Here is a 23,088-nt window from a genome sequence, read left to right on the forward strand (position 1 = left end):
ACTGAGCCTCGTTCAGCTCATAGCGTCGCACGCCCATCGATGCGCTCCGAATCAAAAAAATCCGCAGCCCATTGATTCCGCGCCAAACGCAAAAATGAACCCTGAATGTCGATTGGTCCTAGACGGCCGGCGTTGCGCTCGCGCGTTCTTTGCCGGTAAGAGGTCGCCTTCGCGAAAGACGCCTCCCCCCGCCGGCAGGATCGACCATGTCCGACAGCTTCCGCCCCGCCTCAGACTTCCTTCAGACGCTGCTCGCGCGCGGCTTCGTGCACCAGTGCTCGGACCTCGCCGGGATCGACGACAGGGCGAAGGCTGGACGGCTCGTCGCCTATATCGGCTTCGACTGCACGGCGCCCTCGCTGCACGTTGGCTCGCTCGTGCAGATCATGATGCTGCGCTGGCTGCAGAAGACCGGCGGCAAGCCGGTCGCCCTGATGGGCGGCGGCACCACCCGCATCGGCGATCCGACCGGGCGCGACGAGAGCCGCAAGATCCTCACCCCCGAGACGATCGAGGAGAACAAGGCGGGCATCCAGCAGGTGTTCTCGAAGTTCCTCGACTTCGGCGAGGGGCCGGGCGACGCGCTGATGGTCGACAACGCCGACTGGCTGCTCAGGCTCAACTACGTGGATTTCCTGCGCGAGGTGGGGCGGCACTTCTCCGTCAACCGCATGATGGCGATGGACTCCGTCAAGCTGCGCCTCGAGCGCGACCAGGAGATGTCCTTCCTCGAGTTCAACTACATGTGCCTGCAGGGTTATGATTTCGTCGAGCTCAACCGGCGCCTCGGCTGCGTGCTGCAGATGGGCGGCTCCGACCAGTGGGGCAACATCATCACCGGCCTCGACCTCGGCCGGCGCATGGGCGGCGAGCAGCTCTACGCGCTGACCTCGCCGCTGCTGACCACCGCCTCCGGCGCGAAGATGGGCAAGACGGCGCAGGGCGCGGTCTGGCTCAACGCGGCGATGCTGCCGGCCTTCGAATACTGGCAGTTCTGGCGCAATTGCGACGACGCCGACGTCGGCCGCTTCCTCAAGCTGTTCACCGAGCTGCCGATCGAGGAGATCGCCCGGCTCGAGGCGCTCGGCGGCGCCGAGGTCAACGAGGCGAAGAAAATTCTGGCGACGCGGGCGACCGCCATGGCCCATGGCGAGGCGGCGGCGCAGGCCGCTCTCGAGGCCGCGCGGAAAACCTTCGAGGAAGGCGCGCTCTCGGACAATCTGCCGAGCGTCGAGATCGACGCCGGCGAGATCGCGGCCGGGCTCGGCGTGCTGTCGGCCTTCGTCAAGGCCGGGCTCGTCGCCTCGACCGGCGAGGCGAGGCGCCAGATCAAGGGCGGCGGGCTCAAGGTGAACGACGCGGCGGTCGCCGACGAGCGCGCGATGATCGGGCCCGCGGACGCGCAGGGCGGCGTCGTCAAGCTCTCGCTCGGCAGGAAGCGCCACGTGCTGCTGAAGCCGGTCTGACCGCCGCGCCCGCAAGTTTCGTTTAAAGATCGGAAGATCATGGAAGAATCTCCGTGATCGCCGCGCCTATCCTCCTTCCCCTCGCCGCGCCGGCGTGACGGCGCGGCCGCAAAAAAGAGCGCCCGGACGGGCGCCGGGGAGGACGCATGAACCAGCACGCACGTCGATTCGGCGCCTTGGCCGCCGCAGCCCTCGCATTCGCGCCGCTCGGCGCGGGCGCGGACGACCTCAAGGGTCCGCTGACGCTGAAGGACCAGGGCAGCTTCTTCGTCGGCGGCGAGGTCGAGCGCACCGACGCGATGACCGGCGACCCGGCCGGCCAGCTCGGCTACTCGAACACCGACGAGATCAAGGTCAACCAGATGTACGTCGAGTTCCAGGCGCCGCGCGGCAACGCCCGGAACGTTCCGATCGTCCTGACCCACGGCTGCTGCCTCAGCTCCAAGACCTGGGAGGACACGCCCGACGGACGCATGGGCTGGGCGGAGTATTTCGTGCGCAAGGGGCACACGGTCTATCTCACCGACCAGTCCTCGCGCGCGCGCTCCGGCTTCGACGCGACGACGATCAACGAGGTGCGGCTCGGCCTCAAGCCGGCGAGCGCGCTGCCGCCCATCTTCACCTTCGGACGGGCGTCCGCCTGGGACCTGTTCCGCTTCGGCCCGTCCTATCCGACGCCCTTCGCCGACGAGCAGTTTCCCGTCGAATCGCTGAGCGATTTCGGCAACCAGGTCATTCCCGACCTCAACGCCACCCTGCCGACGCCCAATCCGACCTATGGGAACCTCGCCGATCTCGCGATCCTCGCCGGCGGCGCCGTCCTCGTCGGCCATTCGGAATCGGGCTTCTTCCCGGAGCAGGCGGCGCTCGTCAACAGCGCGGGCGTCAAGGGGATCGTCTCGATCGAGGGGCAGTGCCCGGCGATGAACGCCGCGCAGATCAAGACGCTCTCGAAGATCCCGACGCTCGTCGTGTTCGGCGACCATCTCGACGGATCGGCGATCTCGGGCAAATTCTGGCCGCCGATTCTCGAAGCCTGCCGGACCTTCGTGAACCAGCTGCGCGCCGCCGGCGGCGTCGCATTCCTGGCCGAGCTGCCGAAGCTCGGCTTCAAGGGCAACAGCCACATGCTGATGCAGGACCGCAACAACATCGACGTCGCGCAGTGGATGCGCCGCTGGCTCGTCCAGAACGTGCGGCAGGGCCACGCCAAGGCGCTCGTCGGCAAGAACCGCGACGCGTCGGACGACTGAAGTCCCGCGGAGTCCGCTAGAGCGTTTTCAGCAAAAGTTGCAGACTTTTGCGTCGATAAAATGCGTTTAAACAAATAGTTAGAGCGCGTTCAGCGAATTGGATTTTGCTGATCGCGCTCTATTGCGCTGCGGGCGGCGCCGTGTGGTCGCCGACGCCGAAGATCTGCCGGAAGATGCCGGGCGCGATGGCCGACAGCGGGTTGATGCTGAGCGAGGGCTGGCTGATCCTGCCCTCGAGGCGGTAGTTGACGCCGATCAGCCCCTCGTTGGCCGAGCCGCCGAGGATCGCGCCGACGACGGGAATCTTCGAGAACAGGTTGTTGACGGCGTAGGCCGGCACGAAGGTGCCCTTCACGTCGACGCCGTCGCGCGCGACGTCGAGCCAGCCCTCGACGGTGAGGCCGATCGCGTCGCCGTTGAGGACGCCGTCGCTGAACACGAGCCGCGTCCCCTCGCGCGAGAAGCGCATCTGGAGGTGGTTGAAGGCCATCGCCCCGGCGTCGAGGTTGCGCAGCTTCCCCGCGGCGTCGGCCGAGGAGGCGCTTTCGGCGACGATGCGGCGCAGCGCCGGCTCGTCGCGCAGCACGAAGTTCTGCACCGACATCGAGCCCGCGGGCTGGTCGCCGAGCACGACGTCGGCGCGCATCCGGCCGCCCTCCATGTGGCGGTAGAGGTCGACGAACTGGAACAGCGAGCCGGCGTCGTCGGTGAGGATGGTGAGCTGGCCGGGACCTTGCCCCGGATCGGCGACGTTGCCGGAGAGGGTTTCGCGGCCGAAGCGGCCGGCGAAGGCGAGCTGCTTCACCTCCGCGCCGCGCTTCAGCATGCGCATCTCGAAGCCGGTCAGCGCCTGCTTGTTGTGGCCGGTGAGGACGCCCGCGCGGGCGTCGACGTCGATGTCGCGGATCGGGCCGATGGCGGAGGCGTTCGGCTGCCCCGGCGCCGCGTCGGCGCCGCCGGTCGAGGCGAGCAGGGTCCTGAGGAACGGGCGCGCGTCGAGCGTCTGGGCGCGCAGCATCACCTTCATCGTGTCGCCGACGCGCATCGCGTCGAGGCGCGCCTCGTCGCCCGTCGAGAAGCGGACCTGCGGAAATCTGGCGAATTGCACGGTCTGGTCGGCGCCGAGCTCGATCTGCCCGCGCGCCTGGAGCGGCCCGGCGTCGAAGACGATCTGGTCGAGCACGTTCGACGTCTCGCCGGCCAGGAACGCGAACTTCGCCTTGCCCGGACGCCCGGCCGGCTTCAGGGCGCCCGGCCAGTCGATCGCCGCGCGCGTCAGGTCGAGCTCGACGTCGGCCTTGAGCCCCGGCCCGGACCCGAGCTGCGCCGCGATCGAGGCGCCGATCGGGCCGGTGACGCCGGGGATCGACACGGACCCCGGGCGGGCGCGCGCCGCGTCGTCGATCGTCGTCCTGATCGTCCCCATCGCCGGCCTGCCGGCGAGCTGCGTCAGCTCGAGCGTCGCCGGCGCGCCGAACATGCGTCCCTGCCCGCTCGCCTTGAGCCCGGACGGATCGACGGAGAGCTGCAGCGTCGCCGCCTCGAGCGGTTCGTGGCCGAGGAGGTTGGCGGCGCTGAAATTGGCGAGCGCGGCGTTGACCTTGAGCGTCGTGTCGCGCGGGCCCATGTCCGGCCCGAGGCGCAGGCCGATTTCGACGCGCCCCGAAACGTCGCCGCGCAGGCTCGAGGGATCGAGCGGCAGGCGGGCGTAGGGCTTCAGCGCCTCGCGCGCGAGGAAGTCGTTGACCGCCTCGACGCTTCCGGCGACGTCCGCCTGGATCGTCGCCGGGATCGGCCGCAGCTCGGAATTGGCGATGGCGAAGAAGCCGCCCGGCGCCGCCGTGAGGACGCGCCCGTCGCCCGCCTCGACCGTGGCCGGAGCGCTCGTCGTGAACCTCGACGTGCGGCCAGTCACCCGTCCGGCGCCTGAAACGTTGGTCAGCGGCGGCGCCCCGTCGAGATATTCGACCGTTCCGTCCGAGACGACGAAGTCGATCTGCAGCTTCTCGTCGGGCGGGGCGTGCTCGTTGCGCATGGCGTCGAGGTCGGAGGCCAGGAAGTCGAGCCGCAGCGCGCCCGACTGCACGATCCCCTGCGGCACGTGGTCGAGAAGATAGTTGCGCGCCGGCGGGCAGATGAAGGAAGGCCACAGCCGGGTGACGGTCGAGATCGGCGTCGGCTCGAGCGAGGCGGAAAGGCGCAGGCGCGGCTCCCCCGTCCAGCCGACGTCTCCGGCGAGGTCGAAGCCGGCCTGCGGCCCGGCGAGGCGCAGGCGGTCGATCGCGAATTTCTTCTCGCCGAGCAGCAGCCGCGCCGACAGGGCGACCTCGTCGAGCGTGACGGGCTTCTGGCCGGGACGCTCGGGCGCGGCGACGAGCGGCTCGGCCGCGTCGAGCCGCACCGCCCACGGATCGCCCTCATGTTCGGGAGGCGCGATCTCGCCGGCGAGCGCGCCGTGCGAGCCTCCGGCGACGAGCCGGACCGGCTCGATCACGAGGCGCCGGCGCGCGCCGTCCCAATGTGCGCCGCCGGCGAGCGAATCGACGGCGAGCGGCTCGTCGCCGGGGTCGTCGAAGCGCAGATAGCCGTCGCCGAAGCGGAAGGTCGCCGCCGCCTCCGACAGGACGCCGTCCGGACGCAGCCCGATCCTCGCCTCGCCCGACATCTTCATGTCGAAGTCGACGCCGAGCGAACGCACGCCCGCCGCGACGAGCAGCTCGTCGATCGACAGGTTCTCGAGCGAGGCCGTCAGCCGCCGCGCCGCCCCCGGCGCGCCGCTCGCCGTCCCCTGCGCGGTCCAGCGGCCGTTCGGCCCCTCGACCGACAGCGAGAAGGTCCGGCCGCCCCGCGTCTTGTCGAAGGCGAGGTCGACCCCGTCGAAGACGATGGTCTGGCCGGTCGTGCGGTCGTCGATGGCGATGCGCCCGCGCTTGATGGCGACATGGTCGAGCGCGGCGATCTGGCTGTCGGGGCTCGTCAGCGCGTCGACGACGAGGCGCAGGGCGCGCGACATCTGCTTGACGAGCAGGGAGCGCGGCTTGTCGGACGCGGCGGCCGGCGCCAGCGGCGCCTCGCCGGGCGCCCGTTCGGCGTTCAGCGACTGCGCGAGCGGCGGCGTCAGCGCGACGGCCTCGCGCGCCTCGCCTCCCGCCTCCTCGCGCCGCGCGTCGGCGAGCTGGGCGATCGAGCCGTCCGGCAGCAGGGCGAGACGCAGCTCGACGTCGTAGACGTCGAGCCGGCTGGGCGCCACCTTGCCGAGGACGAGCGGCAGCAGGGCGATGGACACCTCGGCGCGCGGCGCGCTGAGCAGGGTGCGCCCGGCCGCGTCCGCGATCGACAGCCCGTCGGCGCCGAGGGTCGGGGAGGAGCCGCGCCGCAGCATCGACGTCTGGCCGATGGCGAAGCGGTAGCCATGGCCGAAGCGCTGCTCCAGCGCCGCCGCGATCGAGGGGCCGAGCGCCTCGATGGTCATCGGCCCGCGTTCGAGCCGGGCGATCAGAAGGGCGGCGCCGACGAGGATAAAGACCGCGACGGCGGCGAGCGCATAGCCGCAGGCGCGCGCGACCCGGCGCCGCCGGCGCCCGCCGCGCGAGAGCCGCAACGTCGCCGCGTCCAGATCGCCGGCCGCATGTCCGGACTCTTGCGCCGGACTTTCCTCGCGCTCGAGGCTCAACCGCCCGCGGCCCTTTCCCGAAGCTGAACCTTGGAGTCTCGAAGTCAGCCGATTATAGAAGCGATGTCGAGCCCGCCCAGCGGGCGGCCGCGCGTCGCCGAAGGCGTCCGCCGTCACCTGAGCCGCCGCGCGCGCGGGCGGGGCGGCGGAGCGGCTTGGCTTTCGGCAAGGCCTTCATGCGGCAAGGACGCGCTCGCGGATCGATTTCGTCTGGACAGGAGGGGCATCGTTGGCGGCCCAATGCGACGAAAGGAAGGCGGCGTGAGCGCGCTCGCGCCCGGCGACGCCGCGCCCGGCTTCGTCCTGCCGGACGACGCCGGCGGCCTCGCCGCGCTCGAAGACTACCGCGGAAGCAAGCTCGTGCTCTATTTCTATCCGAAGGACGACACGTCGGGCTGCACGCTCGAGGCGCAGGACTTCGACCGGCTGGCGCCCGACTTCGCGAAGGCCGGCGCGCGCGTGCTCGGCGTCTCCGCGGACGGGCCGGCCTCTCACGCAAAATTCAAGGGCAAGCACGGCCTCTCGCTGCGCCTCGCGAGCGACGAGGGCAAGGAGACGCTCTCCGCCTACGGCGTCTGGGTCGAGAAGAACATGTACGGGCGCGCCTATATGGGCGTCGAGCGCTCGACCTTCCTGATCGGCGCCGACGGCCGGATCGCCGCGATCTGGCGCAAGGTGAAGACGAAGGGCCACGCCGAGGCGGCGCTCGCCGCCGCCCGCGACCTGCCTTGAGCGCTCAGAACGGGTTCCACGTCGAGGTCGGCGTGAACTTCAGATAGGACACGTTGACCCCGAGCCGCGCCCCGACGCCCGAGCGGATCGGCACGACGACGATGTCGTCCAGGGCGAGGGCGGTGAGGCCGAAGCCGCCGACGAGATAGGCCGAGCCGGCGACGCCGCCGAAGCGGTTGAAGATGGCGCTGGTCGAGGGCAGGTTGTAGACGAGCATCATGGTCCGCGCCCCGTCGGCGCCGGCGTCGAAGCCGAGCGAGGGGCCCTGCCAGAACACCTTGAGCTGGCCGGCGTTGCGCGTGTAGAGCACGCCCTCGCCATAGCGCAGCCCGCCGATGAAGGCCCCGCTCGCCTCCTGCCCCAGGATGTAGCCGTTCGGCCTGCCCCATTTGCGCGTCGCCGATTCGATCGCCTCGGCGAGCCCGCGCGAGATCGCGCCGAAGAATTTGTGGCCGCTCGTGACGATCTCGTCGGGATTGAATTCGGCGGGGCGCTCCTGCGCGCGGGCCGCGCCGGCGGCGGCCGTCATGACGCAGGCGAGCGCCGCGGCGAGCAACGCCCGGCGAGGCGAAAGACGCGCGCGGGCGTGAGCGGATGTCGCGCCGGCGGGCGGCGTGGCGATGGCGTGCATGGGCGGGCTCCCTCGCTGCGGCGGCCTGCGTCGGCGCGGCGCGGGCCTGCGCAGCATTGTCCCGTCTTGGTTAATGATTCATTGCGCCTGACGCGGAACGGCGTTCACGCCGCGGCGAGCGGCTCCGTCGCGCCGCCGGCCTGCGCCTGCGCGGCGAGCTCGAACATCAATCCCCTGTAGCTTTTCATGCTGTACTCGGGATGAAGCGGCACGCCGAGCCAGAGCTCCGGAGTCCTCCATTGATCGACGAGCCGATAGCCGATCCGTTCGAATTGCGCGATCGTCTCGTCGACGTTGTACAGCATGCAGGCCACGCGGATCGGTCCGGCGTCCTGGACCGTCGCGGCCGTCGGCGCGTCGACGAAGGGCGTGCGGTTGATCAGCACGTAGCGCGGCTTGGCCGCAAGCCCGCCGATCATCGTCGGCAGCGGCGTCGGAAAATAATGCAACGACCCGGAGGCGAGCAGCACGTCGGCGCCCGAGGCGCATTCGAAGCTGTCGCAGAACTCCAGCTGCGTCGCGCCACGCGTTTGCGCGAGCGTCCTGCCTTTGGCGACCGTCGTCGGCAGGTCGAAGACGATCCATTTCACGTCAGATCCGAAATGCAGATAGCGCGCATAGCAATAGTAAAGATTGCCAAGACTGCCGCCGAGGTCAAAAATCGTCAGATGGTCTAGCGGAAACTGCGCCAGATGGAAAAGGATTGCGAAATCACTCGGCCTGGCGGCGTTGGACAATTCCAGATGCAGCGCTTCAAGCGCCTCATGCCCGCCGTCCTCGTAAGGTTTCGCAGCCGCTTCCGCCGACTCAAGATTTGAGAATATGCGCCTATATCCGAAAATCATCCGGCTTAACAGGTCGGTTGTCTTTCTGTGCGAGAGATGCTCAACGAAATGCTCGACATGACTTCGATTTTGAACCGAAACAAGAAGAATAGAGACGCCGCGAATTTGCAGCTCCCGCATCAGATGCAGACGCGAGTAAAAGTAACGAAATAATTTATTCATCAACGTCGTCCACGAGCACTTGAAGGCTCGCAGACGTAATCTTTGTTGCGGAGCCGCGACAACGTCAAGGCGTCGTCCCGCCGCGTGACGCGCGCGCGTCCATCAGCTTGAATTAACGACAAGTTGGAGACGAATCAAAATTGCGCGATCGACGGACCGACGGGCGGTCCGCGACGCGGCTCAGGCGCGAACGGCGTTCGGATCGCCCCACGCGACGAAGGGGCCGTTCCTGAACTGCAGCCCGGCCTTGCCGTATCGCAGCGGGCGGTCGTCCTCGCCGATCACCACGCCGCCGGCGGCGCGCAGAACGGCGTCGCCCGCCGCGGTGTCCCATTCCATGGTCTGGCTGAAGCGCGGATAGACGTCGGCGTCGCCTTCCGCGAGCCTGCAGAACTTCAGCGAGGAGCCGACGTTGCGCCGTTCGCGCAGGGGCAGTGCGGCGAGAAAGGCCTCCGTCCGCGGATCGCTGTGGGAGCGGCTCGCGAGCGCCGTCAGGCCCTGCCCCGGAGCGCGGCGGACGTGGATGCTGCGGCGCTCCTGCGGCGGCGGCGGCGGCGCGCCGGGCTCGACGAGGCAGGAGGCGGCGGCGCGCCCGGCGACCCACATGCGTCCGAGCGCCGGCGCGTAGACGACGCCGGCGACAGGCGCGCCGTCGACGACGAGCGCGATATTGATGGTGAACTCGCCGTTGCGCTCGAGAAATTCGCGCGTGCCGTCGACCGGATCGACGAGGATGAAGGCGTCGCCGTCGACGGTCCGCTTGCCCGCCGCCGCGGCTTCCTCGGCGAGGACGGGAAACTGCGGCAGCAGCTCGCCGAGGCGCTTGAGGATGATCGCCTCGGCGTATTCGTCGGCGTCGCAGACGAGGCTCTGGTCCGGCTTGACCCGCACGGCGCAGCCGGAGGCGTAGACGGACATCACGGCGACGCCCGCTTCGCAGGCGATCTGCGCGAAGATTTCGGCGATCGCGTCCCGATCGACGGCGGCCGACGGCGAGGAAGCCGGAACGGAATACGACATGTCGCTGGCGAGGGACATTAAGACTCTCGGACGCCGCCCGCTCGCTTTCGCCGGGGCGGCCATCGGCGCGGGATGACCTGACGCGTAAGGATAAGCTAGGGCGGCTGGCGTCGGAAATAAAGTAACGCATCAATGAATTAATAAATGGCGACGCCGCGTGAGGCGTGCGCGGCGGCGCAAGGACGCGCGCCGCGCGCGCGGTTCAGCGCTCAGCTCGCGCCATCATGTCGGCGAAGCGGCGGAACAGGTAATGGCTGTCGCGCGGGCCGGGCGAGGCCTCGGGATGGTGCTGCACCGAGAAGGCCGGGCGGTCCGTGAGCTCGATGCCGCAGTTCGAGCCGTCGAACAGCGAACGGTGGGTCTCGCGCGCGTTGTCGGGCAAGGTCGCCGGATCGACGGCGAAGCCGTGGTTCATCGAGACGATCTCGACCTTGCCGGTGGCGAAGTCCTTGACCGGATGATTGGCGCCGTGATGGCCCTGGCGCATCTTCACCGTCTTCGCGCCGAGCGCCAGCGCCAGCATCTGGTGGCCGAGGCAGATGCCGAAGGTCGGCGTCTTCCTGTCGAGCAGGGCCCGGATCACCGGCACGGCGTATTTGCCGGTCTCGGCCGGATCGCCCGGACCGTTCGAGAGGAACACCCCGTCAGGCTTTTGCGCCAGAATCTCGTCGGCGCTCGACGTCGCCGGCGCGACGACGACGTCGCAGCCGGCTTCAGTGAGCAGGCGCAGGATGTTGCTCTTCACCCCATAGTCGATGGCCACAACCTTGAAGCGCCCGCCTTTCGTCTCGCCGTAGCCCTCGCCCGGACGCCAGGGCGCGCCGCGCCATTCGTAGGCGCGCGTCGAGGCGACGCTCGGCACGAGGTCCATGCCGTCGATGCCCGGCCAGCGCGCCGCCTCGCCCTTCAGCCTCTCGACGTCGAAGGAGCCGTCCGGCGAATGGGCGATCACGGCGTTGGGCATGCCGCTCTCGCGGATCAGCGCGGTCAGGGCGCGCGTGTCGAGGCCGCAAAGGCCGATGATTCCCCGCGCCTTCAGCCAGCCGTCGAAATGCCGCGTCGAGCGGAAGTTCGACGGGTCGGTGATCGGCGCGTGGACGATCGCCCCGCGCACGCCGGCGCCTGCGGCCGGATTGCTCGTCTCGACGTCCTCCTCGTTCGCGCCGACGTTGCCGACGTGCGGAAAGGTGAAGGTGACGATCTGCCCGGCGTAGGACGGGTCGGTCAGGATCTCCTGATAGCCGGTGATCGCGGTGTTGAAGCAGACCTCGCCGACCGCTTCGCCCTGCGCGCCGAGGCCTTGCCCCTCGAGCACGGTCCCGTCCGCGAGGACGAGCAGGGCGGTCGGCCGCGCGAGCGGCCAGGACGGCTGCGCGTCCGAGGGTTTGTCTTGATCCACGCTCATGCCGGCGTTACATCCATGCGCTCGCCGCGGGGCCGCAGGCCGGCTCGCGGTCTTGAAACATCCGTCTTCGATGTGGGGCTTTCAGCGGCGCGAAGCTAGAGGCGCGGCCGCCCCGCGTCAATTCCATCCAGGCAGGACCGCCATGCGCGAAAAATTCACGAGCGAGCTCAAGGCCGCGATGAAGGCCGGCGACCGCGCCCGCGTCGACGCCATCCGCATGATCACGGCGGCGCTCAAGGACAAGGACATCGAGGCCCGCGGCGCCGGCAGGCAGGTCGGCGAGGACGACATCCTCGCCCTGCTTCAGAAGATGGTGAAGAGCCGGCGCGAGTCGCTCGAGATCTACGAGAAGGCCGGGCGCGCCGACCTCGCCGACAAGGAGGCGGGCGAGATCGTGGTGATCGAGAGCTTCCTGCCGAGCCCGCTCGGCGAGGCCGAGGTCGAGGCGGCGATCGAGGCGGCCATCGCCTCGACCGGCGCCGCCTCGATCAGGGACATGGGCAAGGTCGTCGCCGCGCTGAAGGGCGCCTACGCCGGCCGCATGGATTTCGGCAAGGCGAGCGCCAAGGTCAAGGCGCGGCTCGGCTGAGCCCGCGCGCCTGCGCGAGGAAGGCCTCGAGCTCCTCGGGCGCCATATGCGCGGCGTTCTCCTCGCAGGGAAAATCGCGCCGGCCGACGTCATGCACATAGGCGCGGAAGGCGTCGAGGGCGAGCGGGCCGAAGCGCTGGTAGCGCCGGTTGTGGCGGAACTCGCGCTCGCCGACGCCGAGCAGGTCGGTCACGACCAGCACCTGCCCGTCCGTGCCGCCGCCCGCGCCGATGCCGATGGTCGGCGCGCGGATCGCCCGCGTCACCTCGCGCGCGACCTCCTGCGGGATCATCTCGAGCACCAGCAGCGAGACGCCGGCGGCGTCGAGCGCGCGCGCGTCCTCGAGCAGCTTCAGCGCGTCGGGCGCGGCGCGGCCCTTGACCCGCGGCGCCAGATGGGTCTGCGGCTCGAGGCCGAGATGGCCGCACGTCTCGATTCCTTCGCCGCGCAGCGTCCCGGCGACGTCCGGCCGCGCGCCCTCGAACTTCACGATATCGGCCCCCGCGGCGACGAGCGCGCGGGCGCTCGCGAGCGCCTCGGCCGGCGTCTCGTAGGTGCGGAACGGCAAATCCCCGATGACGACGGACCGCGGCGCGCCGCGCCGCACGGCGCCGACGTGATGGACCATGTCGGCGAGGCTCACCTCGCGCTCGCTGGCGTAGCCGAGGACGTTGACGCCGACGCTGTCGCCGACGAGCAGGATGTCGACGCCGGCCTCCGCCTCGAGCCGCGCCGTCGGCGCGTCATAGGCGGTGAGCACGGCGATCGGCGCGCCGGCCCGCTTCATGTCGAAAAATCTCGCGCTCACGCTCATCGATAGGCCTTCGGGTCGTTCATGCGCCGTGCGGCGCCCCAGGAGCTTGTCGGCCCCAAGAGCTTGTCGCAAGTCCGGCGGCTTGCGGTCAATCGGCGCGGGACGCTCCGCTGGTTCGCGGAATGGGATCCCTCGCCATTTTCCTTCCGGCCGCGCTTCGCCGGCGCGCCGGCCCCGGATATAATGGCGGAGGCGTCCTCAACCCCGTCCGCCCATGCGCTTTCCGCCCCAGTTCCTCGACGACGTCAAGGCGCGGCTTCCGGTTTCGGAGGTCGTGCGCCGGCGCGTGCGGCTCGTGAAGGCGGGACGCGAATGGAAGGGCCTCTCGCCGTTCTCGGCCGAAAAGACCCCGTCCTTCTTCGTCAACGACCAGAAGATGGCCTGGTTCGACTTCTCCTCCGGCCAGAACGGCGACATCTTCAACTTCCTCGAGCTCACCGAGGGGCTCTCCTTCCCCGAGGCGGTCGAGCGCCTCGCCGCGGAGGCCGGGCTGCAGCCGCCGCGCGCGAGCCCCGAGGCGCTGGAGCAGGAGAAGCGGCGGGTCGGCCTGCGCGAGGTCCTCGCCGGCGCCGCCGCCTTCTTCCGGGCGCAGCTTTCGGCGCGCGGCGGGGCGAAGGCGCGCGACTATCTGGCGCGGCGGGGCCTCGGCGAGGAGGCGCAGGCGCGCTTCGGCCTCGGCTACGCGCCGGCCGACAAATTCGCCCTGCGCGACCATCTCGCCGCGAAGGGCGCGACGCGCGAGGCGATGATCGAGGCGGGGCTGCTCGTCCATGGCGAGGACGTCGCCGTCCCCTACGACCGTTTCCGCAACCGGCTGATCTTCCCGATCTGCGACCGCTCGGGCCGGCCGATCGCCTTCGGCGGCCGGGCGCTCGAGGACGCCGTCCAGCCGAAATATCTGAACTCGCCGGAAACGCCGCTCTTCCACAAGGGAAGCGTCCTTTTCAACCATCACCTCGCCCGGCTCGCCGCCCATCAGGCGGGCCGCCTCGTCGTGGTCGAGGGCTATGTCGACGTCGTGGCGCTCGCGCAGGCGGGCGTCGGCGAGGCGGCGGCGCCGCTCGGCACGGCGCTGACGGCGGAGCAGGCCGAACTCGCCTGGCGCATGAGCGAGGAGCCGATCCTGTGCTTCGACGGCGACCGCGCCGGACGCAAGGCGGCCTGGCGCGCGATCGACATGGCTCTTCCTTTGATCGGGCCGGAGCGCAGCTTCAGATTCGCCTTCCTGCCCGACGGCCAGGACCCCGACGACCTCTTGCGCGCGTCGGGGCGCGAGGCGCTGGAGGAGACGCTTTCGCGCGCCCTGCCGCTCGTCGACGCGGTCTGGACGCGCGAGAGCGAGGCGAGCGACCTTTCGACGCCCGAGCGGCGCGCCGCCTTCGAGGGCCGGCTCGAGGCGATCACCGCGCAGATCCGCGACGAGCGGCTGCGCCGGCACTATCGCGACGCCTTCAGAGCCCGCCGCAACGCCCTTTTCGCGCCGTCCCGGAGCGAGCCGCGCCCCGGCGCGCGCGCGGGCGGCCGGGGCGCCGGCGGGCGGGAGCGGCCGGCGGGACCGATCGTCGCGGGGCCGAGCCTTTCCGCCTCCGCGCTGATGCAGCCGCAGGGCTCGGGCCCCGGCGCCGGCGACGCGCTGATCCTCCTGATCCTCGTCAACCACCCGGCGCTGGTCGAGCGGCGCATCGAGGAGGTCGCCGCGCTCGAGTTTTCATGGCCCGAAGGCGCCGCCCTGCGCGATCTCGCGCTCGATGCGGCCGGCGCGGGCATGGCGGCGCAGGCGTTGCGCGCGAAAATCGAGGCGCGCGGCCTCGCCCCCGCGCTCGCCCGCTGCGAGGCGCTCGCCGGCCTCGCCTCGCACTGGTACGCGCGCCCCGACGCCGCGGAGGCCGACGCCGAAAAAGTCCTCGACCAGGCCATCTTGCACAGGCGCGCGGCCGCCCTAAATAAAGACCTCGCTGACGCGAGACGCGCGTTCGAGGCGGCGCCGACCGAGGCCAACTGGGCGCGGTTCAGGGACCTGCAGGAGCAATTGCGCGCGCGGGGCGGGCTCGAGGCGAGCGTCGAGGGCTTCGGCGTCCCGTCCGGCCGGCGGAGCGGGGGGCTTTGACGGCGGCCTCCTTTGACTTCGTCGAAATGTTTCATGTAGAAGAGCAGGCTCTCGGAAGCTGCGCCGGCTTTCGGGCGCCTTTCGACGTGCGCGAGGCGCTGGTCCGCGCTTGCGGGAACGGTTCGCGCCCCTGGATCCCTCGGCCGGATGGCGGGGAGGCCGAGCGCCGATCGAGCGGGCGCCTGGAGACGGGCGCTGGAAGGGTGAAGGCCGCCGGCTTTCCCCGAAGTCGGCTTGGCGCGGTCTGTCGGCGACGCTTGGGCGGCGCCAAAATAAACGCGGTCCAAAATAAACGCGGTCTTTGAAACGCAGCGAGGCGCGCCGAACGTTTTGTTTAAGACGCGGCGCCTTAAATGAAGGTTCTTGAGGAACGTCAGGTCCGTCGGGCCCCTGCGCCGTCCGTCCGCCCCTACGGGCGGCGCGCCGTCGAAGGCCCGCCCGGACGGCTCAGCCCGTCCGCGCCGGCCGAACGTCCTCGAATGCGGAGACGATAATGGCGAAAAGGGATTCCGAAAAGACCGAAACGGAAGGCGCGGCCGTGGAGACGGCCGACAGCCCCCTGCTCGATCTTTCCGACGCCGCCGTCAAGCGGATGATCAAGGCCGCGAGGAAGCGCGGCTTCGTGACTCATTCCGAGCTGAACGCGGTGCTTCCCTCAGAAGAAGTCAACGCCGACCAGATCGAGGACGTCCTCGCCATGCTCAACGACATGGGCATCAACGTCGTCGAGAACGAGGAGCAGGACGAGGCCGAGAGCGAGGAAGGCGGCGCCGAGGAGGAGGAGCCCGAGGGCGGCGAGCTCGTCGAGGCGCCGACCGCCAAGCCCGTCGCGGCGCGCTCCTCCGAGCCCGCCGACCGCACCGACGATCCCGTGCGCATGTATCTGCGCGAGATGGGCTCGGTCGAGCTGCTCTCGCGCGAGGGCGAGATCGCCATAGCCAAGCGCATCGAGGCCGGCCGCGAGGCGATGATCGCGGGCCTGTGCGAAAGCCCGCTCACCTTCCAGGCGATCATCATCTGGCGCGACGAGCTCAACGACTCGAAGGTCCTGCTGCGCGAGATCATCGACCTCGAGGCGACCTACGCGGGGCCTGAGGGACGCAACGCGCCGAAGATTCCGCTCGGCGAGGGCGAGCCGGACGGCGATTCCGCGCCCGCGACGGCGCCGCTCAACCCGCCCGCGCGCCTGCGTCCGGCCGGCGAGGACGGCGGCGAGGCCCCGGTCCCCGAAGACGCCTTCGAGGAGGAGGACGACATGGAGAACTCCGTGTCGCTCTCCGCCATGGAGGCCGAGCTCAAGCCCAAGGTGCTCGAGACCTTCGACCGCGTCGCCGACGCCTACAAGAAGCTGCGCCGGCTGCAGGAGCAGAACGTCGAGAACAAGCTCAAGAACGAGACGCTGACGCCCTCGCAGGAGCGCAAGTACAAGACGCTCAAGAAGGAGATCGTCGCCGACGTCAAGTCGCTCTCGCTCAACGCCAACCGCATCGAGTCGCTGGTCGAGCAGCTCTACGACATCAACAAGCGCCTCATCGGCCTCGAGACCAGGCTGCTGCGCCTCGCCGAGGCGAGCGGCGTCGCGCGCGAGGATTTCCTGCGCAACTACCAGAACTCCGAGCTCGACCCGAAATGGCTCCTGCGCGTGTCGAAGCTCGGCGGGCGCGGCTGGAAGGACTTCGTCGCCAACGCCAAGGACCAGATCAAGGACCTGCTCGGCGAGATCCATGCGCTCGCCACCGAAACGAGCCTCGAGATCCAGGAATTCCGCAAGATCGTCCACATGGTCCAGAAGGGCGAGCGCGAAGCCCGTCAGGCCAAGAAGGAGATGGTCGAGGCGAACCTGCGCCTCGTCATCTCGATCGCCAAGAAATACACCAACCGCGGGCTGCAGTTCCTCGACCTCATCCAGGAGGGCAACATCGGCCTCATGAAGGCGGTCGACAAGTTCGAGTACCGCCGCGGCTACAAGTTCTCGACCTACGCCACCTGGTGGATCCGGCAGGCGATCACCCGCTCGATCGCCGATCAGGCCCGCACCATCCGCATCCCGGTGCACATGATCGAGACGATCAACAAGATCGTGCGCACCTCGCGCCAGATGCTGCATGAGATCGGCCGCGAGCCGACCCCCGAGGAGCTCGCCGAGAAGCTCGCCATGCCGCTCGAGAAGGTGCGCAAGGTGCTGAAGATCGCCAAGGAGCCGATCTCGCTCGAGACGCCGATCGGCGACGAGGAGGATTCGCACCTTGGCGACTTCATCGAGGACAAGAACGCGGTGCTGCCGATCGACGCCGCGATCCAGTCCAACCTGCGCGAGACGACGACGCGCGTCCTCGCCTCGCTCACGCCGCGCGAGGAGCGCGTGCTGCGCATGCGCTTCGGCATCGGCATGAACACCGACCACACGCTGGAGGAGGTCGGCCAGCAGTTCTCGGTGACGCGCGAGCGCATCCGCCAGATCGAGGCGAAGGCGCTGCGCAAGCTGAAGCACCCCTCGCGCTCGCGCAAGCTGCGCAGCTTCCTCGACAACTAGGGGCGTCGTCCGCCGCCTACTTGCCGACCGTGAACAGTTGCTGGCGCAGCACGTCCGGCGTCTTGTCGTCCGGCAGGGCGACCATCATGTGGCCGTTCATCTTGACGACGTAGACCGTCCCCTTCGTGCCGTCGGGGAAGGTCACCTCCTGCGTCTTCATCACGTCGACCTCCATCATCTTCGCTTGCGCGCCGGCGGCGGCGCACGACAGGGCCGCGCCGAGGACGACGGCGGCGATTAAGCGCTTCGACATGATCTTTCTCCGGTTGCCGACGGCCGGGGCCGGCCGCCGCAGCCCTTTACGCGCCGGCGGAAGAATTTGTTTCGCGCGGGCGCGACGCCCGGCGGATCAGCGCCGGTCGAACGCGACGCCGCAGCGCGCCTGCCAGCCCGCCCGCTCGAGCTCGGGATCCTCGTGCTCCTCCTGCGGATAGCCGACGCAGAGATAGGCGATGAGCCGCCACGCCTGCGGAACGTCGAGCGCGGCGGCGATCTCGGCGGGATCGAGGATCGAGACCCAGCCGACGCCAAGGCCATGCGCGCGCGCCGCGAGCCAGAGCGTGTGGACGGCGGCCACCGCCGAATAATCGAGCGTTTCCGGCATGGTCGCCCGGCCGAGGCCGTGGCCGGCGGCGGTCTCGTGGTCGCAGAAGACGGCGAGATGGACGGGCGCCTCCCTGAGCCCGGCGAGCTTCAGACTCGCGTAGAGCTTCGCCCGCTCGCCCTCGTAAGCTTTGAGCGCCGCGGCGTTGCAGCGCAGGAAGCTCGCGAGCGCCGCCTCCCGCCGCGCCGCGCTCTCGACGAGCACGAAGCGCCAGGGCTGGCTATTGCCGACGGACGGAGCGAGCGCCGCCGCCTGCGCGAGCCTTTCGATAAGCCGCGGATCGACGGCATCGGGCCGGAACCGGCGCACGTCGCGCCGCCAGCGCAGCAGCGCGTCGAACGCGCGCAGAAAATCCGCGTCGAAGACCGGCGGCTTCCCGGCGGCCGCGGCGCCGCTCACGGCGCGCGCGCCTCAGTTGGCGAAGCGGAAATGCAGCACGTCCCCGTCGGCGACGACATAATCCTTGCCTTCCAGCCGGAACTTGCCGACCTCGCGCGCGCCGGCCTCGCCGCCGGCGCCGACGTAATCATCATAGGCGATGGTTTCGGCGCGGATGAAGCCCTTTTCGAAATCGGTGTGGATGACGCCGGCCGCCTGCGGCGCGCGTATGCCAGCCTCGATCGTCCAGGCGCGCGTCTCCTTCGGGCCGACCGTGAAATAGGTGATGAGCCGCAGGAGGCCATAGCCGGCGCGGATCACCCGGTTGAGCCCCGGCTCGTCGAGGCCGACCGCCTCGAGATAGTCCTTCTGTTCGCCCGAAGGCAGCACGGCGATCTCGCTTTCGATCTTGGCCGAGACGACGACCGCCGCCGCGCCCTCCTCGGCCGCGCGCGCCGCGACGGCGCCCGAGAACGCGTCGCCCTCGGCGGCCGAAGCCTCCTCGACGTTGCACACGTAGAGCACCGGCTTCGACGAGAGGAGGCCGAGCGAGGCGAAGAGCCTCGCTTCCTCGGGCCGCGTCTCGACGAGGCGCGCCGGGCGCCCTTCGCGCAGCAGGACGAGGCAGCGCCGCACGAGGTCGAGCGTCTCCTTCGCCTCCTTGTCGGCGCCCTTGGCCCTCTTCTCGAGCGTCGGCAGGCGCTTCTCGAGGCTGTCGAGGTCGGCGAGCATCAGCTCGGTCTCGATCGTCTCGATGTCGGCGACCGGCTCGATCCGGCCCTCGACATGGGTCACGTCGTCGTCCTGGAAGCAGCGCACGACGTGAGCGATGGCGTCGCATTCGCGGATGTTGGCGAGGAACTGGTTGCCGAGCCCCTCGCCCTTCGAGGCGCCGCGCACGAGGCCGGCGATGTCGACGAAGGTGAGCCGCGTCGGGATGATCTCCTTCGAGCCGGCGATCTTCGCCAGAATCTCGAGCCGCGGATCGGGAACGGCGACGTCGCCGACGTTCGGCTCGATGGTGCAGAACGGATAATTCGCCGCCTGCGCCGCCGCCGTCTGCGTCAGCGCGTTGAAGAGGGTCGACTTGCCGACGTTCGGCAGGCCGACGATGCCGCATTTGAAGCCCATGTCGTCATCCGTCGTTTGATCTGCGTCCGGGCGCGATTTGCGCGCGTCGTCGCCCGCGAAGACCCGCGCCGGAAAGGCGAGAGCGTCGATTGGCGCCGCGGCGGGGCGCCGGAGCCCGTCCTCGCCACGGCTATCGGCTCGGCGAGGGTCGGCGTCAAGAGCCGCGGCGCGCTTGTTGGAATTGAATGTTATGTTATAACGTATCATACCCGACGGCGCCGCAGAGCCGGGAGAACAACCTCGTGTCCCTCCGCAAATTGATCCTCCTCGCCACGGCTCTTACGCCCGTCGGACCGGCGCTTTGCGCCGGCGCGTCCGGCGCCTCCAACGCGGAGGCGCCGATCACGCTCGATTCGATCGACGTGATTTCGCAGGAGCTCGACGCGGCGCGGCTGCAGATCCAGCCGAGCCTCGGCGCGAGCTCCTATTTTTTCAGCCAGCAGGCGCTCCAGACGATCCCGCAGGGCGAGAACGCGCCGCTCAATCAGGTGTTGCTGCAGGCGCCTGGCGTCGCCCAGGACAGTTTCGGCCAGGTCCACGTGCGCGGCGACCACGCCAACGTGCAGTTCAGAATCAATGGCGTGCAGCTTCCCGAAGGGCTTTCGGTGTTCGGTCAGGCGCTGGAGACCCGCTTCGCCCGCAACATGACGCTCATCACCGGCGCGCTGCCGGCGCAATACGGGTTCCAGACCGCCGGCGTGCTCGACATCCAGACGAAGACCGGCCTCACCAATCCCGGCGTCGCGCTGAGCGGCTATGGCGGAACCTTCGGATGGGCGCAGCCGAGCCTCGAATATGGCGGGCGCTACAACAACGTCGACTGGTACGTCGCCGGCGACTTTCTGCGCAATGAGCGCGGCGTCGAGAATCCGGACGCGAGCTTCAACGCCCTGCATGACCGGACCGAGCAGTGGCATGGCTTCGCGATCATGAACGCGATTCTCGATCCGGACACGCGCGTCAGCGTGTTCGGCGGGGCCTTCAACGGTAATTTCCAGATCCCGAACAATCCGGGCCAGACGCCGCAGCTTGGCCTCTCCGTCAACGGCGTCAGCACATTCAACAGCAGCATTCTCAATGAAACCCAGATCGAGAACACGCAATTCGGCGTCCTCTCGCTGCAAAAGCGGATCGGCGACGCCGACGTGCAGATCTCGGGCTTCGTGCGCAACAGCAACCTTTCGTTCACGCCCGATCCGCTCGGCGACCTGCTGTTCAACGGCGTCGCGCAATACGCCGCCCGCTCGAACCTCGCAGGCGGCGTCCAGACCGACGCGGCCTGGCGCGTCAACGACAGCCACACGCTGCGCGGGGGCGTCCTCGGCCAGCTCGAACATACGAGCTTCAACACTTTTTCGAACGTGCTGCCCGTCGACGCCGACGGCGCCCAGACTTCCGAGCAGCCGATCGGCGTCGTCGACAATGGCGGCAGGACCGGCGGCCTCTACGGCGTCTATCTTCAGGACGAATGGCGGATCCTGCCGAGCTTCACGCTCAACTACGGCCTGCGCTTCGACGGCGTGAACGAATACGCCAATCAGACGCAGCTGAGCCCGCGCGTCAACGCAGTGTGGAAGCCCACCGACTCGACGACGATCCACGCGGGCTATTCACGCTATTTCACGCCGCCGCCCTTCGAACTCGTCTCGCCGACCAGCGTCGGCCTGTTCGCCGGAACCACCGCCGCGCCGGCGATCTTGCGGGACGACAACGTGCGGTCGGAACGATCGCACTATTTCGACATCGGAATCCAGCAGACGGTCGCGCCGGGATTTTCGGTCGGCCTCGACGCCTACTACAAGCGCGCGACCAACCTCATCGACGAAGGCCAGTTCGGCGCGCCGATCATTCTTTCGGCTTTCAATTATCGCTGGGCCCGCGTGCAGGGCGTCGAGTTCACCGCCAACTATGACGTCGACGCCTGGTCGATCTACGCCAACGCCGCCTATTCGAGGGCGGTCGGCAAGGCGATCGATTCCGCGCAGTTCAATTTCGATCCCGACGATCTCGCCTACATCCAGCAGAATTCGATCCATCTCGATCACGACCAGACGTGGACCGCGTCCGCCGGCGCCGCCTACACCTTCAATCGGGGAACGAAATACGCGACGCGCGTCGCTTTCGACCTCATCGTGCAAAGCGGCCTGCGGTCCGACGCGAACGACGTGCCGAACGGCGGCTCGCTTCCGGAATACGCCGTGGTCAACGCCAGCGTCGTGCAGAAGCTCGATCTCGGGCTTGGCGCCGGGACGGAGGCGCGGCTCGACATGTTGAATCTCGCCGACGCGAGCTACCAGATCCGCAACGGCACGGGCGTGGGCGTCGGCGCGCCGCAGTTCGGTCTGCGCCGCACGATCCTCGCCGGGATCACGCAAAGGTTTTAGCCCGGCTCCCGTCTCGCCGCCGCGCGTATGAGAACTGTCGACGACGTCCGGCGCACGCGGCATGGGAAAGGGCGACCTCGAAACGGCCGTCCTTTCATGTGAGCCTCACTCCCATGTCCGCCAGTCTGGACGCCCCTTGAGGGCGACGATTTCCTTCCCCGGCGCGGCGGTCAGGAGTCCCGGCGGCTCGCCGCGCAGATAATGGCCGAAGAAGGCGCAAAGGTAGGCGACGACGTTCGCCTGCGCCTGCTGCGGATCGGCGAACGGCCAGTATTTCGCGTCGGCGCGCGAAAAGATCGAATCGTTGAAATTGGCGTGCGTCGTGCCGCGCAGTATGAAGCCGTAAGCGTCGGGCGCGGCGAGCCGCTTCGCCTGCGCGTCGAGGAACTCGGCCTGCGCCGTCTTGTAGATGCGCCGCTCGGCTGCAGCCGAGGCGAAATCAGCCTGCGTCGGGAGCGGCTCGTCCTCAAGCAGCACGAGATAGGGCTTTTGGGCGGCGTCGCGCGCCGGCCCGAACACGAACCCGGAGAGATTGGCGGCGGCGACGACGCGCGGATCGAGCAGCGCCAGCGTCGCCGCGACCGAGCCGCCGAAGGAGAAGCCGTAAGCCCCGACGCGCGCGAAATCGACGCGCTCGGCGAACGCCCCGCTGGCGCAGGCCGTGAGCCGGTCGAGCGCCTCTTGCGCGCGCCGCGCGTCCGCCTGCGACTTGGCGGTCGAGCGCGCGACCATCTGCGCGAAGGCCTCGTCGGAGGAGAAATCGAAGAAGGGATGCGCCGGGTCCGTCGGCGCGTCGTGGCCGGGATCGTCGAGCGCCGCCACGACATAGCCGCGGCTCGCGAGCTGCGCCGCCGTCGAGGCCGAATCGGTCGCGACCGAGAGCAGCCCCGGCGTATAGACCAGCAGCTGGAACGCCCGGGCGGGAGCGGGATCGGCGAGCCGCAAGCCGCCGAGGTCGGCGCAGGAAAGCGATTGCTCCTCCCCTGCGGGCGCCGCGGCGGGGATGAACAGGCGCACGCGGATCGGCGCGCCGGCGCCCTCGCGCGGCGGAAGGAGAACGTCGAGCGCGCGCGTTGGAAACGGGCCCGAGGGCGCCGGCGGCCCCGGATTCGCGACGACGCGCTGGAGCGCCCTGCCGACGCGGCCCGCCGCCGGCGCGAACAGCGCCGCGCCGAGAATCGCCGCCGCCGCGGCGACGGCGAGCGAGACGCCCAAGACCGGGCGGGAGGCGTGGCTCCATCGCAGCAGAAAGACCAGGCCGATCAGCCCCAAAGCGAGCAGCGCCGCGCCGAACAGGAAGCCGAAGCGGCTGAAAAGCTGGTCGAGGCGCAGATCGACGAGGCTTTGCATGGCGTCAGGAG

At 69.4% G+C, this 23,088-nt stretch carries 17 protein-coding genes; 7 read left to right on the forward strand and 10 right to left on the reverse strand.

Annotated elements, in window-relative coordinates:
- Positions 1-206: 206 nt before the first annotated feature.
- On the forward strand, positions 207-1,466 hold the full coding sequence (gene tyrS / locus ACE3OG_RS14765; RefSeq protein ID WP_374309980.1) for a tyrosine--tRNA ligase: 1,260 nt from the start codon (positions 207-209) through the stop codon (positions 1,464-1,466).
- Between the two features lie 146 nt (positions 1,467-1,612).
- The gene (locus tag ACE3OG_RS14770; protein WP_374309982.1) at positions 1,613-2,719 is read left to right on the forward strand and encodes a hypothetical protein; all 1,107 of its coding nucleotides are present in this window, start codon (positions 1,613-1,615) and stop codon (positions 2,717-2,719) included.
- 118 nt (positions 2,720-2,837) lie between these two features.
- Here the strand turns inward: ACE3OG_RS14770 and ACE3OG_RS14775 are convergent, their stop codons facing one another.
- Positions 2,838-6,392 carry an AsmA-like C-terminal region-containing protein gene (locus ACE3OG_RS14775; protein ID WP_374309984.1) on the reverse strand — a complete coding sequence of 1,185 codons (3,555 nt, stop codon included), beginning with the start codon at positions 6,390-6,392 and terminating at the stop codon, positions 2,838-2,840.
- A 240-nt stretch (positions 6,393-6,632) separates the two neighbouring features.
- Here ACE3OG_RS14775 and ACE3OG_RS14780 point away from each other — a divergent pair, with 240 nt between their 5' ends.
- Entirely contained in the window at positions 6,633-7,124 is a 492-nt protein-coding gene (locus ACE3OG_RS14780) for a peroxiredoxin (RefSeq protein ID WP_374309986.1), read from the forward strand.
- Between the two features lie 4 nt (positions 7,125-7,128).
- Here the strand turns inward: ACE3OG_RS14780 and ACE3OG_RS14785 are convergent, their stop codons facing one another.
- The 4 genes from ACE3OG_RS14785 to carA form a co-directional block, all read right to left on the reverse strand.
- Complete coding sequence (locus ACE3OG_RS14785; RefSeq protein ID WP_374310034.1) at positions 7,129-7,653, reverse strand: DUF1134 domain-containing protein; 525 nt, start codon at positions 7,651-7,653, stop codon at positions 7,129-7,131.
- A gap of 206 nt (positions 7,654-7,859) precedes the next feature.
- A complete protein-coding gene (locus ACE3OG_RS14790; protein ID WP_374310036.1) occupies positions 7,860-8,762 on the reverse strand; it encodes a methyltransferase, TIGR04325 family in 903 nt (300 codons plus the stop codon).
- Positions 8,763-8,942: 180 nt separating this feature from the next.
- Positions 8,943-9,800: a 3'(2'),5'-bisphosphate nucleotidase CysQ gene (gene cysQ / locus ACE3OG_RS14795; RefSeq protein WP_374309988.1), complete on the reverse strand. Its 858-nt coding sequence runs from the start codon at positions 9,798-9,800 to the stop codon at positions 8,943-8,945.
- A 184-nt stretch (positions 9,801-9,984) separates the two neighbouring features.
- Positions 9,985-11,187 carry a glutamine-hydrolyzing carbamoyl-phosphate synthase small subunit gene (gene carA, locus ACE3OG_RS14800; protein WP_374309990.1) on the reverse strand — a complete coding sequence of 401 codons (1,203 nt, stop codon included), beginning with the start codon at positions 11,185-11,187 and terminating at the stop codon, positions 9,985-9,987.
- A 142-nt stretch (positions 11,188-11,329) separates the two neighbouring features.
- On the opposite strand from carA, the gene ACE3OG_RS14805 reads away from it, so the two are divergent.
- Positions 11,330-11,776 carry a GatB/YqeY domain-containing protein gene (locus ACE3OG_RS14805; protein ID WP_374309992.1) on the forward strand — a complete coding sequence of 149 codons (447 nt, stop codon included), beginning with the start codon at positions 11,330-11,332 and terminating at the stop codon, positions 11,774-11,776.
- On the opposite strand, the gene panB is transcribed toward ACE3OG_RS14805, so the two are convergent.
- Positions 11,757-12,590, reverse strand: coding sequence for a 3-methyl-2-oxobutanoate hydroxymethyltransferase (gene panB / locus ACE3OG_RS14810; protein ID WP_374309994.1), 834 nt, complete (start codon positions 12,588-12,590; stop codon positions 11,757-11,759). The genes ACE3OG_RS14805 and panB overlap by 20 nt on opposite strands.
- Positions 12,591-12,804: 214 nt before the next feature.
- On the opposite strand from panB, the gene dnaG reads away from it, so the two are divergent.
- Both dnaG and rpoD read left to right on the forward strand, forming a co-directional pair.
- Positions 12,805-14,697 (forward strand): DNA primase, encoded by a 1,893-nt coding sequence (gene dnaG / locus ACE3OG_RS14815; protein ID WP_374309996.1) that lies wholly within the window; start codon positions 12,805-12,807, stop codon positions 14,695-14,697.
- A 493-nt stretch (positions 14,698-15,190) separates the two neighbouring features.
- Positions 15,191-17,230 (forward strand): RNA polymerase sigma factor RpoD, encoded by a 2,040-nt coding sequence (rpoD, locus tag ACE3OG_RS14820; protein ID WP_374309998.1) that lies wholly within the window; start codon positions 15,191-15,193, stop codon positions 17,228-17,230.
- Between the two features lie 16 nt (positions 17,231-17,246).
- On the opposite strand, the gene ACE3OG_RS14825 is transcribed toward rpoD, so the two are convergent.
- The 3 genes from ACE3OG_RS14825 to ychF form a co-directional block, all read right to left on the reverse strand.
- Entirely contained in the window at positions 17,247-17,483 is a 237-nt protein-coding gene (locus ACE3OG_RS14825; RefSeq protein ID WP_374310000.1) for a hypothetical protein, read from the reverse strand.
- A gap of 96 nt (positions 17,484-17,579) precedes the next feature.
- Entirely contained in the window at positions 17,580-18,233 is a 654-nt protein-coding gene (gene bluB, locus ACE3OG_RS14830; RefSeq protein ID WP_374310002.1) for a 5,6-dimethylbenzimidazole synthase, read from the reverse strand.
- Positions 18,234-18,245: 12 nt separating this feature from the next.
- Positions 18,246-19,343: a redox-regulated ATPase YchF gene (gene ychF, locus ACE3OG_RS14835; protein WP_374310004.1), complete on the reverse strand. Its 1,098-nt coding sequence runs from the start codon at positions 19,341-19,343 to the stop codon at positions 18,246-18,248.
- Positions 19,344-19,585: 242 nt separating this feature from the next.
- On the opposite strand from ychF, the gene ACE3OG_RS14840 reads away from it, so the two are divergent.
- A complete protein-coding gene (locus ACE3OG_RS14840) occupies positions 19,586-21,727 on the forward strand; it encodes a TonB-dependent receptor (RefSeq protein WP_374310006.1) in 2,142 nt (713 codons plus the stop codon).
- A gap of 105 nt (positions 21,728-21,832) precedes the next feature.
- Here ACE3OG_RS14840 and ACE3OG_RS14845 read toward each other — a convergent pair whose 3' ends face one another.
- Positions 21,833-23,077 (reverse strand): alpha/beta hydrolase family protein, encoded by a 1,245-nt coding sequence (locus ACE3OG_RS14845; RefSeq protein ID WP_374310008.1) that lies wholly within the window; start codon positions 23,075-23,077, stop codon positions 21,833-21,835.
- Between the last annotated feature and the right edge of the window lie 11 nt (positions 23,078-23,088).

It is taken from the genome of Methylocella sp., assembly GCF_041905455.1.
Lineage (GTDB): Bacteria > Pseudomonadota > Alphaproteobacteria > Rhizobiales > Beijerinckiaceae > Methylocapsa.

Coding starts and splice junctions, on each gene's coding strand:
- rpoD (WP_374309998.1), top strand. CDS start 15,191: ATGGCGAAAAGGGATTCCGAAAAGACCGAAACGGAAGGCGCGGCCGTG.
- carA (WP_374309990.1), bottom strand. CDS start 11,187: ATGAGCGTGGATCAAGACAAACCCTCGGACGCGCAGCCGTCCTGGCCG.
- ACE3OG_RS14780 (WP_374309986.1), top strand. CDS start 6,633: ATGCGACGAAAGGAAGGCGGCGTGAGCGCGCTCGCGCCCGGCGACGCC.
- ACE3OG_RS14805 (WP_374309992.1), top strand. CDS start 11,330: ATGCGCGAAAAATTCACGAGCGAGCTCAAGGCCGCGATGAAGGCCGGC.
- ACE3OG_RS14785 (WP_374310034.1), bottom strand. CDS start 7,653: ATGACGGCCGCCGCCGGCGCGGCCCGCGCGCAGGAGCGCCCCGCCGAA.
- cysQ (WP_374309988.1), bottom strand. CDS start 9,800: ATGTCCCTCGCCAGCGACATGTCGTATTCCGTTCCGGCTTCCTCGCCG.
- ACE3OG_RS14790 (WP_374310036.1), bottom strand. CDS start 8,762: ATGAATAAATTATTTCGTTACTTTTACTCGCGTCTGCATCTGATGCGG.
- dnaG (WP_374309996.1), top strand. CDS start 12,805: ATGCGCTTTCCGCCCCAGTTCCTCGACGACGTCAAGGCGCGGCTTCCG.
- tyrS (WP_374309980.1), top strand. CDS start 207: ATGTCCGACAGCTTCCGCCCCGCCTCAGACTTCCTTCAGACGCTGCTC.
- ychF (WP_374310004.1), bottom strand. CDS start 19,343: ATGGGCTTCAAATGCGGCATCGTCGGCCTGCCGAACGTCGGCAAGTCG.
- ACE3OG_RS14825 (WP_374310000.1), bottom strand. CDS start 17,483: ATGTCGAAGCGCTTAATCGCCGCCGTCGTCCTCGGCGCGGCCCTGTCG.
- panB (WP_374309994.1), bottom strand. CDS start 12,590: ATGAGCGTGAGCGCGAGATTTTTCGACATGAAGCGGGCCGGCGCGCCG.
- ACE3OG_RS14845 (WP_374310008.1), bottom strand. CDS start 23,077: ATGCAAAGCCTCGTCGATCTGCGCCTCGACCAGCTTTTCAGCCGCTTC.
- ACE3OG_RS14770 (WP_374309982.1), top strand. CDS start 1,613: ATGAACCAGCACGCACGTCGATTCGGCGCCTTGGCCGCCGCAGCCCTC.